At 38.8% G+C, this 12,584-nt stretch carries 9 protein-coding genes; 2 read left to right on the top strand and 7 right to left on the bottom strand.

From position 1 onward, the window contains the following. The first annotated feature begins 14 nt into the window (after nucleotides 1-14). Nucleotides 15-1,121 (top strand): DegT/DnrJ/EryC1/StrS family aminotransferase, encoded by a 1,107-nt coding sequence (locus I5M27_RS01950; protein ID WP_200504343.1) that lies wholly within the window; start codon nucleotides 15-17, stop codon nucleotides 1,119-1,121. A 679-nt stretch (nucleotides 1,122-1,800) separates the two neighbouring features. Further along, a complete protein-coding gene (locus I5M27_RS01945; protein WP_200504342.1) occupies nucleotides 1,801-3,219 on the top strand; it encodes a hypothetical protein in 1,419 nt (472 codons plus the stop codon). A 476-nt stretch (nucleotides 3,220-3,695) separates the two neighbouring features. Here I5M27_RS01945 and I5M27_RS01940 read toward each other — a convergent pair whose 3' ends face one another. From I5M27_RS01940 to asnB, 7 genes are read right to left on the bottom strand one after another with little or no spacing between them, the layout of a single operon-like run. Further along, nucleotides 3,696-4,787, bottom strand: coding sequence for a glycosyltransferase family 4 protein (locus I5M27_RS01940; RefSeq protein WP_234462344.1), 1,092 nt, complete (start codon nucleotides 4,785-4,787; stop codon nucleotides 3,696-3,698). 2 nt (nucleotides 4,788-4,789) lie between these two features. After that, the gene (locus I5M27_RS01935) at nucleotides 4,790-6,001 is read right to left on the bottom strand and encodes a glycosyltransferase family 4 protein (protein WP_200504341.1); all 1,212 of its coding nucleotides are present in this window, start codon (nucleotides 5,999-6,001) and stop codon (nucleotides 4,790-4,792) included. Then, on the bottom strand, nucleotides 6,001-7,239 hold the full coding sequence (locus I5M27_RS01930; protein WP_200504340.1) for a glycosyltransferase: 1,239 nt from the start codon (nucleotides 7,237-7,239) through the stop codon (nucleotides 6,001-6,003). Before I5M27_RS01930 ends, I5M27_RS01935 begins: the two co-directional genes overlap by 1 nt. A 15-nt stretch (nucleotides 7,240-7,254) precedes the next feature. After that, nucleotides 7,255-8,220 (bottom strand): Gfo/Idh/MocA family protein, encoded by a 966-nt coding sequence (locus I5M27_RS01925; RefSeq protein WP_200504339.1) that lies wholly within the window; start codon nucleotides 8,218-8,220, stop codon nucleotides 7,255-7,257. A gap of 6 nt (nucleotides 8,221-8,226) precedes the next feature. Beyond that, entirely contained in the window at nucleotides 8,227-9,684 is a 1,458-nt protein-coding gene (locus tag I5M27_RS01920) for an NDP-hexose 2,3-dehydratase family protein (RefSeq protein ID WP_200504338.1), read from the bottom strand. Further along, nucleotides 9,669-10,562, bottom strand: coding sequence for an NAD-dependent epimerase/dehydratase family protein (locus tag I5M27_RS01915; protein ID WP_200504337.1), 894 nt, complete (start codon nucleotides 10,560-10,562; stop codon nucleotides 9,669-9,671). The genes I5M27_RS01920 and I5M27_RS01915 overlap by 16 nt, the downstream gene beginning before the upstream one ends. Nucleotides 10,563-10,620: 58 nt before the next feature. Then, on the bottom strand, nucleotides 10,621-12,525 hold the full coding sequence (gene asnB / locus I5M27_RS01910; RefSeq protein ID WP_200504336.1) for an asparagine synthase (glutamine-hydrolyzing): 1,905 nt from the start codon (nucleotides 12,523-12,525) through the stop codon (nucleotides 10,621-10,623). Nucleotides 12,526-12,584 lie beyond the last annotated feature (59 nt).

The raw sequence follows: 12,584 nt of genomic DNA, 5'->3' as shown, positions 1-12,584 counted from the left end.
GACTTTTTAACCTCATGAAGATACCGTTTTTAGATTTCGAACCCATGAACCGCCAAATGCGCGAGGAAGTGCTGGAAGCGATGGCTCGCGTTTTCGATTCTAAAAACTACATACTGGGTCCGGAAGTTGAGAAATTTGAAGCCAATTATGCAGCTTTCAACCAAACCAGGTACTGTATTGGAGTTGGCAACGGCCTGGATGCCTTGCGCATCTGCCTCATGTGCCTGGAGATTGGCCCTGGCGATGAAGTAATTGTACCTTCCAATACCTACATTGCCACCTGGCTGGCAGTTTCTTTAGTTGGAGCTACCCCCGTTCCGGTAGAACCCCGAATAGATACCTATAATATCGATCCGACTTTAATTGAGGCAGCCATTACACCTCGCACCAAAGCTATCATACCGGTTCATCTTTATGGCCAGGCTTGTGAAATGGATACGATCATGAAAATCGCAAAAGAGCATAACCTGTTTGTGGTGGAAGATCATGCACAAAGCCAGGGCGCTGCTTTTAAAGGAATACTAACCGGCAATTTTGGTCACATCAACGCTACTAGTTTCTACCCCACCAAAAATTTAGGTGCACTAGGTGATGCTGGTGCCATTATAACCGATGATGCAGAATTAGCCCGTAAAGCGCGCATGTTTCGGAATTACGGTTCGGAGAAGAAGTATTATAATGAGGTTATTGGGCTCAACTCTCGCTTAGATGAATTGCAGGCAGCTATTCTGAATGTAAAGTTGAAATATTTAGCGTATTGGAATGCAGAAAGGCAGAAGATTGCGGCTTTGTACAATCAGGAGTTGGATGGAATGCAAGGAATTATTACTCCCAAAATTGCTGAAGGTGCAACACATGTTTATCACTTGTATGCAATTCAAATGAATGACCGTGATAAAATGAAAGATAATTTGGCGTTTAGAGACATTCAAACAATGGTGCATTATCCGCTCCCACCGCATTTACAGGCCGCGTATAGAGAATCAGGTTATAAACCAGGAGAATTCCCGATTGCAGAAGGATTAGCAAAAACCTATTTGAGCTTACCAATATATCCGGGCTTGCAGGAAGATCAGGTGAAAAAAGTTTGCAAAACAATCATTTTTTTTTTCAAGCTCTAAGCTCAATATTATCATCCCTGCTATTAAAACGAGGAGAACGTTCCAGTCCCGTTAACCAGACTTTTTGAAAATAAAAGATATTTCCGCCAGAATTACTGCCTAAATAATTACCAATTGATAATTAACAAAGGATAAAAAATTTGCATGTATTTGAATCTAATATTAAAAAAAAATAAAAATTGATAACATTTTTTATTTTACCTCAAAATGAATATTAGGTATGGAGGATTCAATTATATAATTTATGTTTTGATTGAATAGCTTAAGGAAATAGTTTTGGAAACTTAGAATTTGAGCTGCTGTTCTCCATCTTTAATAGTCTTTTTAAAATGATTGGAACATTTTGTTTATAAGGCAACTTGCTATATAGAAAATGACCAATTTATTTTTCAAACATTTTATAAGGTTTAAATTTTCAAACCAAATTAAGATTAAAATAAAATCTCCTTTATTTTAAAACTATTGGGTTGTAAATTTAAATTCTTAACCATTACTTATTCATTAAATTAAAAAAACAAAGCTAAACATTCTTACTTACAACTTTAAAGGATCTCTAAAGAGCCCAATTAGATTACTCGTAACTTCTACTTTTAACAACACCTGTCTTAATTATTATAATATCGTTATAATCTTAAATAACTCTTGGCGGGTTTAAGGTTTCTAAATAAAATAACTTTCCATGGGTAACCAATTCATTTTTCTAAAAGACTATTTGCTCCTCCCTTTTTATCTGATTGGTGCAATCTTATTAATGAACCTCTATTTTAAAGTAAAACATGGAAAGAATAGCACCTTGAAGAAGTATTTTAATTGGGCTCTATACTTAAAACTATTTGGTTGTATTTCTATTTCATTAATTTACCAATATTACTATGGAGGTTCTTATGATGGAATAAATTATTTTAGAGGAGGCAAAATGCTTACTTCATATTGGTTAGAGTTTCCAGACCAAATTATCCCAGTCCTCTTTCAGGAATTAAATACTTTTAATGAAACTAACAAACTTGGGCTTTTTGGCGGAAACGTCCATATTTTTGCAAATGAATCGTTTACTGTAAGCAAAATAGCGGCTGTTTTTAATTTTTTCACTTTTGACACTTTTCTACCTTGCGCCATATTTTTTTGTGTTATAGCATTTATAGGGGTTTGGAATTTCTTTATTTTTATAATCAAAGAATTTAACATACCCATTAAGATCGCTGCTTTCAGTTCTATTTTGATCCCGTCTGTTCTGATTTGGGATTCCGGAATATTTAAAGATACCATTACATTTACAGCCTTAATGTGGCTGTTTATCTGTAGCTACTATATCTTTATTAAACCTAAAAACTTAATCAGAAACATCATTGGTATTTTGATAGCCATGCTTATGATCGCTTCCATTAAACTATACATTTTAGCCGCATTTATTCCTTTCTTCATTATTTATATTATAAACAGTAATCGGGATAAGATAAAGAATCCAGCTATAAAATGGTTTAGTACTCCATTTATTTTCATGTTTGGTGCAGCTGCAATAGCACTTTTTTTACAGAATGCAGATGAATTACTGGGAAGATATTCAGTGGATCAGGTTTTAGAAACGGCTGCCCAGACTGCTGTTTATATTCAGGAAAGCAGCGCTGGTTCGGCATATAGTTTTGAGGTCGACTTTTCTTCTCCCTTAGGAGTTTTAATTGCTATTCCGCAGGGAATAAATATCAGCTTGTTCCGGCCTTACCCTTGGGAATATCTGAGCCCTTTCATCTTCTTTGCATCGGCAGAAAGTATGTTATTTCTATATTTCACCCTTTACCTGCTCTTCAAAAAAGGGTTCGGCAGATCAATGTCTATCATCTGGAACTCCCCCCTTATCCAGTTTTGCCTGTTATTCAGTTTTACCTTTGCATTTATGGTTGGCGTATCTTCTGCGAACTTTGGTTCTTTGGTCCGTTATAAAATACCGTTTATGCCCTTCTATCTGCTTTTTCTAGGAATTTTGTATAAAGAAAAGTTTGTGGTGTCTAAAATCAAAACTAAGAAATCTAAACTACTATTGACTATTAATAATAGGGCAGTAATCTCAAAACCCGTTACTACCAGGAATTCAATTCAATAATTTATGAATTAAATTCCTGGTAGTAACGATATCATTTTTAGCTAAAAAGCAATGATATTGTCTTTATAAAATATTGAACCCAAATCTATTCAAAAGGTTATCTTTGACCTCTTAATATGGTTTTTATTAGTAGTTATACAAACCCATTGTTATCATCTTAACATAATTGATCGTAGGCACCCAAAGATTGCGCGGGTGCCCTGAAGCATCTTATCGGCGGACAAAAGGGCCAGCAGTCAAATTATTGAAAGTAGCAAATAAGTTGTTTAGCTAAATTGACAATGCAAGTATTTCTGAGAAAGCTTTAAACAAACAAAGGTAGAAGACGCAGGTCTATAGAATACAAACGCTATTATTTTAAACCGAAAAAGTACCGTTACATTTGCTTCTGGAAACTAAAGTCCTGGCAAAATGGTAAAATAACAAATCAATCGGTGTTTCCGGGATAACATATTGTTTTGTAAAAACTCTATAAATCAGGAATTGACCTCATTTGAAATAACTTTATCCAGAATTCTCAAATAAACCGGTGCATTGGCATTAAGAGAATAAAATTGCTCTACCCGCTCAGCAGCTTTAGATCCAATAGAAACTCTAAGTGCCTCATTTTTCGCCAAATCACGGATTGCCTGCAACCATTCTTCCGGAGAATTTACCAGGAAGCCGGAAACACCACTTTCTATTACTCTGTAATTTGCACCAATGGCAGTTGCAATTGTTGGAATACCCAGCGCCATGTATTGCAAGGCTTTCAAACCACTTTTCCCTAATACCCATTCCTCATCCGGCAACGGGTAAAGGCCGATATCTATTTTAGCAAGATCATCTACTTCTGTGCTCTCCTGCCAGGGAATAGCAATTACTTCAATGCCTTCCATCTTAAATTCCCGGTCGCCGATAACCAGCAAACGGAAATCTATTTCTTCTTTCAGTTTCAGAAAAACATTATTTAACAGATAAACATATTTGGAAGTGCTATGGCTCCCGCTCCACCCCAACGTGATCTTTTCTTTAACAGAATAATCTTTTCGGGGCCGATAAGCAATGGTGTTTATCGTAGAAGATATATCGGTGGTTTTGTTGTTGAATTGTCTTACAAACTGATCAAGGTGCGGGGTACACGTAATCACATGATCAGCAACTTTCATCAGGTAAATGGACTTATTACTGGACTTCAACCAGTTGATCAGGGGGTTCGATTTGCTCTTCGGTTTCAGAAAGATCAAGTCATCAATATCATAGATCAGCCGTTTTGAGAACTTCCGGAAAAGCCACTCGAATAAAGGCGGGCCAATTGGGGTGACCCAAAGGTGCACATATACCACATCATATTTACCAAGGGTAAACAGGTCTTTTATCCGCCTAAAGTAGGCCTTAATTGTAAAAAGGATCTTCCTAAAGGTATTACCTGGCTTATAAACGGTCTGCCAGAACTCCGCATCAATAAAGGATCTCGTAGTGATCTCATATCCTGCTTCCCTGAAATACGGATAGTATTGTTCATACTTTAATCGCTGGCTAGGGGCAAGTCCTTCCGGATACGGTGCTACAAATAAAATCTTTCTCATTATTATTTTTTTTGATACACCTCGTAATATTTCCGGGCGCCAAATTCTAACGAATAGCAACTCAGATCGAACTGCTTTCCAGCCATATTAGCCTTAACCCACCTGGCAACATTCTTAAATTCCTCTTCGGTAAAGTTATTTAATAAATAACCACACTGCAGATCATTAAAAATCTTTTCAGCATCACCAACCCCCGCATTGGTAATTATGGGTTTATTCATAGCCAGCATTTCAAAAAGCTTAGTTGGGGAAGTCGCCTGCTTGGCAAAAGTAGGCGTAATAAAAAAGATCCCCATATCGACCAGGGCTATATGCAAAGGCATTTCGGGGCGAGAAGCGGAAGTAACCACCAGATTTTCCCGCGATACCTGGCTTTCCGCGGCAGCCTTATAAACTTCCTCCTTATCGTTATTAACCATAAACAACAATTTTGCCTCCGGAACTGCTTTTTGAATTGCTTTAAAGCACTCAAACAACGTAGGAATCATATAAGTAGAACCAATACTCCCCACATAACCCAGCACAAAAGCCCCATCAAGTCCAAGATCCGATCTTAAGGTCGTAACCTTTCCCTGATCCAATTTATTCTTATTAAATAGGTTAAGATCAACGCAACAAGGAATTACTGTAATATCCTCTGGTTTTCTGGAGGGATACTTTTGTAGCACGACCTGTTTTGCCTTTTCGGTTAGTGAAATAATATGATCAGCATCCAAAAAAAGCCTTCTTTCAAAGAACCGAAGGAATTTATTGATCAGGTTATGGCTGAAGCTGCTGTCGGGGTTGATCCTACCGGTCTCGATTTTAGCATCGATCCAGAAGTCCCTTTTGTCAAAAATTATCTTTCTACCTAATATATAATGCAAGAGAAGACCGATATTTGAGGCGGTATAGCTCCGGCAATGCACAATATCGTACCGGTATTTGATACAAACATAAAAGGCGCTAAAAAAGAATTTTATATAATCATATACCTTAGATAGATCTCCTCCCTGATTGAATTTTATTTTGAACCACTTGATAGCATGCTTCTCCAGCAAACTCTGGATCCCAGCGATCTTTTGCTCATTTTGTTTTTTTTCAAAAGACAAAATATGGATATCCATTCCTCTTTCACTGGAAGCGATCAGATAAGGCAATACCTGCGATTGCCCGATATGATCGCTCATACCATCATAAGATAAATAAAGTATTTTTTTATTTCCTGTTGTCATTAATTTGTAAATAATCCTTCAATCATGCTTACCCATGTGAATTTCACGTGCTCCACATCAAACTTTTCTGCCCTAGCCTTATTCGAAAATCTGTAACTTTCCCGCCTTGGGTTATCTGCGGCAAGTATTTCCTCAATTTTGCCCTTCCAGAAAACTAATTGCTCTGCCTTATCCGTATGAGGTATTGGCATTAAATAACCCCCATCAAACTTTGCAGGTTCAGACCGCTGGTTACTAAAGTCGAAATCGTAAGTTCCATTAATAATTTCCCCTACGCCTCCGTTCGGGCAGTCGCTTACTAATACAGGCACCCCGGTGCTCATGGCCTCCAATAACGTTAGTGGCAACCCTTCGGCTTTGGTAGGGAATAAAAAGACCTTCGACGTGCCAATCAGGTTATGGATATTGTTCTGGAAGTTTAAAAAATAGAAATTCGAATTTTCATCAAAGCTCTCGGATTCTACCTGAGAATAAGTGAAACCTTCATTGATAATAAGTTGCTGTAATCTTTCCTTTTCTTCGCCTTCTCCAATTATCAGAATTTTTACCTTTTCTTTATCTGTCAATAATTTATAAATGTAAATCAGGGCTTGGGTGTTTTTAATTGCACTCAACCGGTTAGCGGCAACCAAAACCTGATACTTATCAAAAGTGGTGGATAAGCCAAACGGTAAAGGCTCCCGCAGATTTTTTTCAACCCGCTTGGTTTCAACCGGATTCTGGATCACCAGCAGTTTTTCACCATTGATCTTGAAAAAATCTGTCATTTCCGGCACCAGATTGCCGCCACCTAATACAATTTTATCGAAACGGGAATAAACGGTAGAAACTAATTTGCGAAATCTGACCATTTTTTCATTTTGCACATTGTTCAGAATATTGATCTGGATAATGGCCACTTTTTTATCGGAACCGGTTAAGGCATTGATCCAGTCTACCGGCCACAGACTGCTAATAGAGAGGTCAATATTCAGTTGCTTCTTTAATTTACTTAACCGGGCAAATTTCAGGTAATAATTTCGGACCTTTTTTAACGATCCTGGTTCATTTAGAATATTTAAACTACCGGACGTCACTCCTGCTAAAGTAGATGTGATGTCTCCTCCCTGAATGGCATAGAGCCATACATTATACTTTCCGCTGTCCGCAAGCATTTGAGCAACCATAGCTCCAACTCTTTCCGCTCCGCCTTGCCCAAAAAACTCAACCAGAACCAAAACATTCCTTTTAACCGCCATTTTGTAAAAGGAATTTTAATTCCTGCCTCCCAATTGCCGCACCTGCTCAATTAACCTAGCCTGCGTAAGAATATATTGCAGTTCAGGTTCAAAGTTCTCCTCTTTCACAGTCTGGTTAAAATACTGCAGCATGTTCCGGAAATGATCGTCGGTCTCTAAAACAATTTCCGTGCTTACCCCGTTTTTTTCGAGGATTATGGTTGGTGCAAAATCTGCTTTTGCTGTAAAAGCCCGGGTTGCTGTAATCTTACCAGTGCTTCCCCAAATCTCATAATTACACTGGTAGTAATTGTCAAATCCGAATGCTACTTCAGCGAAGATCCCATTGGCTTTATTAATCAAAAAGGCTCCACCAAACCAATCTACCCCATATTCTTCGTGATAATCCAGGTGCGCCGCTTTCACTTCGAAATCATGACCAAAGAAAAAACTACTCGCTTTCAGCACATAAGCGCCGCTATCCAGTAAGGCTCCACCTCCTAATTCCGGTTTATATCGTATATTGGTTTCCGGATCGAAAGGCGGAAAGCCAAAAGAGCTTCTAAAGCACCGGATCTCGCCGATCTCGTTTTTCACTAGCATCTTTTTCACAAAGGTATTCTGGGAATGGTGCTGAAATTGAAAATTCTCAACAATCCCTAGGCCTTTCTTTCTGGCAAGGTCCACGGCTTCCTGCGCTTCGGAAAGTGAAATAAATGCAGCTTTCTCTACCAGTACATGTTTATTATGCTCCAATGCTTTCATGATCCACTCAAAATGGAGCCCGTTGGGCAACGGAATATAAACCGCATCTAAATCATCCCGTTTCAACAGCTCTTCATATCCTTCAATCCCAATACAACCAAATTTTTTGGCAAAGTTATCCGCAGATTCCTGATTCCGGCTGCTTACAGCAACCAGCTTGTTTTCATTGATAGATAAGATGGCAGGTATCACCGCTTTCTGTGCAATGCCTGCGCAGCCTAATATGCCCCAATTCATAGCTAATTAATTATAAGAGATTGCTGAGATCAGGCTTCTGGCCTGAATGTTCAAGTAGTTATTGAATTTGATAAAGATCTTTAGCTGGTTTAAGGTCATCCAGATATAGTTTTCCGGCACTTCCTGAGAAAAATTCTTTCCTACAAGTAATACCATATTGCGGTTTTGTTCCCGGTAAAATCTGCCCCCTTCTTCCGATTGTAGGGTATCGAAAATTATTTCTTCTGAAGATGCATTTAGAACATAATCCAGATACGGAAGTGTTTGCAGACTATTTTCGTTATGGTAGCTTCCTGTCAGGCACTGCAAGGTCGGAGCCATTTCCAGAATATCAAAATTTCCGCTTTCCAACTTCGCCTGCACCAAAAAATGCAAAATACCATCTATCTCCTTTACAATAAAAGCACATATACCTTCCTGTACCGGCGCAACCAATGGTTGATCCCAATTCGTAACTTCCCGGCTGGAAATTTCAACGTGAACCCCAATCACACTAAAGAATTTATTATCAACATGCCGGATACAATTATCTTCGATCAGCCAGTCTCTTACTGCATTTAGCGGAATCGATTTGATATTTAGATCATATTTAACTTTCAGATCTGTAAACCAATGTATGATTTCATCGAATGAATAAAGTGAAACTTCGCTGTTCAGATCTGAAGCTAAGAATTGAGCCCCCACTCCAGAAACGCCATCATTGATAAGATTAAAAAAATTAACAGTTTCATCTGAGTGGTTGCCGAAGGAGATACCGGAAACAACGGTCCTGGTATCCATATTTACCACATTATCAAATCGCATCAGGTCTTTTATCTGCCCCAAGGTAAGCCAGCAGAAATCATCCAGTATTTCTATTTCCTCATTTATCTTAATAATAATATTCCGGTTCCTTTTTTTAAGGAACCGGGCGCCCTGTTCGGATTGCAGCTGATCTAATAAGACCACGCTTCGGGTCCGGTTTGTAAAATACTCTAGGTAAGCAGGTGCCTTGCCCTTGTGAACTTTGGTATAATTGCTCTTGGTAGCCTGCAAGGTTGGGGAGAGCTGTACATTATTTACGTTACCAGGCTCTATTTTAGCCTGTAGCAGAAAATATAGAATACCACTGACCTCTTTGGTAATAATGCCCAGAAAACCGATCTCAGGTTGATTGATAATCGGCTGATCCCAATCTGGAACCAGTCCCCAGTTTGTTTTTACATTGATCCCCTCAATAGAAAAAAAGCTACCGGAACTATGCAGCAGCTTTTCCTTTTTTTCATCCAGAGACCAATTCCGCATTTTATCGAACGGGATGCGTTCGATATTGACATGAACCTGCCGGTTTCTTTCCTGTACCCATTCCAGTACCTGTTCAGTAGTATTAAATGGATTCTGAAAAGTCAAAGCAGATTTTAGAAATGCAAGTTCTGTGTTTTGATCTCTTCCTTTTGTATTATAATTTATTAAGCGTTTATCCATTCTTTTATAGAAAATTTAAGGGCCTCCGGTAACAGTTGCTCCAGTTTTGAAGATTCAAAAATGGTGTCGCCGGATTCCAGCTTCCAAGCTTTTTTGGGCCATTCGGAAAATTGAACCGGAACCAAAAATTTTTCTCCGATCATTGTTGCAACCTCCTTCAACGAATAGGTTTCTCCCGCAGTGTTAAAGCAATTGCCATTACTCTCAGGCTTGGCAGAAACTTCTACAATTTGCCGACAAAGATCCATTACGTGCGTAAAGGTTCTTTTCAAATTCCCATTACCGAACAAAGTAATTGCTTCACCATTCGTAGCTTTATTCAGAAAAAAGCTTACCGTTCCGTAAGAAAGTTGCCCCCCAACTACGTTGCCATAAGGCACGCAGATCCGGAAAACGGTATAGGGCTGGGCGTAAAGATTCCTGAACATCTCGAGATACTTCTCGCCGTTAAATTTAGACGAAGAATAAATCGTACGAAACTCTTTTTCGGCATCTTCTGATAATGGCGTGTTTTCTTGGCCCTTATAAACCAGTCTGGTAGAAGGAAAAATCAATTTTGGCTTAGTATTAAGGTCTTTTAAAGAATCGAGCACATTCAGTAGCCCAAGCTCATTAACTTCTATAAAACTTCTATATCTATCAATTGAGACATCAGTACCAGTAAGTCCTGAGAAAAAATATATATAATCGTAGGCTGCAAAACAGTTACCTATCTGTTCTTTATCGCAAATATTAAGTTGCTGGTAAGCTACAGTATCTTTACCTGCGAAATCCGGCTGAATATCATAGCAATCCGGTTTCTGCTGTTTTTCCTTAAGAAGGTAATATACCAAGTGTTGCCCAAGGTATCCATTAGCCCCAATTACAGCTATGTTCATGAAAACTGCCGGTTATTTAAAACATTGTTTAATAAAAATACAGAAACTGAATCTTTAATTACTTTTCCATCCATTTTTCATACCACATCTGGAACATAAGCAAATGCCAGATCTTTAAATGATTCTCGTTCATTCCATTATAAAAGTCGAATACGATCTGTTTTACAACGGCAATATTAAAAAGCCCGTGTTCGCTTAATTTACTTTCACTTAGGTAATTATTTACCAGTTCTCTTAATTCCTTCCGAAGCCAGGAAGCTAATGGGATGCCGAAACCCATTTTTGGTCTTTCCATGATTTCCTTCGGAAGATGCTTATGCACGATCTCCTTTAGAATGTACTTTTTCTGTCCATTGTAGTACTTAAGCTCATTGGGAAGTTGTGCAGCCCATTCTATAATCTTCTGATCCAGAAATGGCTCTCTGCCCTCCAGACTCACCGACATAGTTGCTCGATCCACTTTCTGCAGAATATCATCTACCAAGTAGGTTTGGTAATCAATGGCCATCATGAACGACAGCGGATCATTATAGCCGCTAAGCAACTCCGTGCTGGTATGAGCAGTTTTTAATCCATTTGCCATACCGTTTAATATCTTATCAGATTCTTTATCAGTAAAGACCTGGCTCAGGTTATTAAGGAGTTCAAGGGGAGATGGGTCTGCGAGAATATTCTTTAATTTTCCATACTTACTGGCCATCTTATTCTTTTTTAAAAACGGTATCTGTTCAGCATTAAAAAGTTCCATGGTGGCAGCAGCGGCTTTTCGGATGGGAGTGGGTATTGAATTAATCTTTTGCGTATATCGGGTAATGTAATCGTACCGGTTATAACCCGCAAATATTTCATCCCCTCCATCGGCAGATAAAGCCACAGTAACTTTTTTCTTAGCCAGCCGGCTCACCAAAATTGTAGGAATTGCGCTGCTATCCGCAAAAGGCTCGTCATAAAAATGCGGCAGTTCCGGGATAATTGATAATGCTTCCTGTGGCGAACAGTAATATTCGGTATGGTCTGTTTCTAAAAAGGCAGCAATTTCTTTCGCATATGGCGCTTCATTCAGCTTACCATCTGTAGATCCAATGGTAAACGTCTTTATTTTTTCAGCATTATTTTTCTGAAGCAACGCTGTTACGCATGAGCTATCATAACCGCCACTCAGAAATACACCAACCGGAACATCTGCCACCATTCTTAATTGGAAGGATTCAGATAAAATCCGTTCTGTTTCGGCAGTTGCTTCCTCTAACCCAATTTTTAACTTTGGCTTATTGTAATAATCATACACGTTCCAATACTGCTTAATTTTGATCTCCCTTGTTTTCAGATTAAGCCTGAGCAAATGCCCAGGTGAAAGTTTGGAAACACCCTCTAAGATTGTATAAGGATGAGAAACATAGCCATATTGGAGGTAGGTTTTCAAGGCAGGTTTGCTTACTTTTCTTGAGAAACCTGGGTAAGATATAATCGATTTTAGCTCAGAGCCAAAAAGGAATAAACCATTTTTCCAGTAATAATGAAATGGCTTTACTCCAGCCCTATCCCTAATGCAAATTATTTCTTTCGCTTCTTCGTCGAATAGCGTAATGGCAAACATACCCCGCCAGTGCTGAATAGCAGCTTCCCCCCATTCCTGCCAGGCATGTAAAATCACTTCCGTATCGGAATGGGTCTGGAACTGATGGCCTTTTGCGATCAGTTGCTCCCGTATTTCATTGTAGTTATATATTTCACCGTTAAAAACTAAATGCAACCGTCCGAAAGACATTGGCTGGTTGGCAGAAGTGCTCAAATCTATGATGGATAGTCTTCTATGACCTAATCCAATCTGTGCCGATCCAGTTTGTCTGAAGAAGACACCTTGCCCATCCGGTCCGCGATGCGAAACGCATTGCGCCATCTGTCCAAGGGTTTGCTCACTACTTTTATTATTAAAATCTATAAAACCTGCAATTCCGCACATCAGGATAACGTTAAACCTGGCACCTTTAAAACCTTTCAATCAGGCAATTAAGCATACCA

It is taken from the genome of Adhaeribacter terrigena, assembly GCF_016623615.1.
Classification (GTDB): domain Bacteria; phylum Bacteroidota; class Bacteroidia; order Cytophagales; family Hymenobacteraceae; genus Adhaeribacter_A; species Adhaeribacter_A terrigena.
This window is presented reverse-complemented; position numbering and strand designations above follow the sequence as displayed.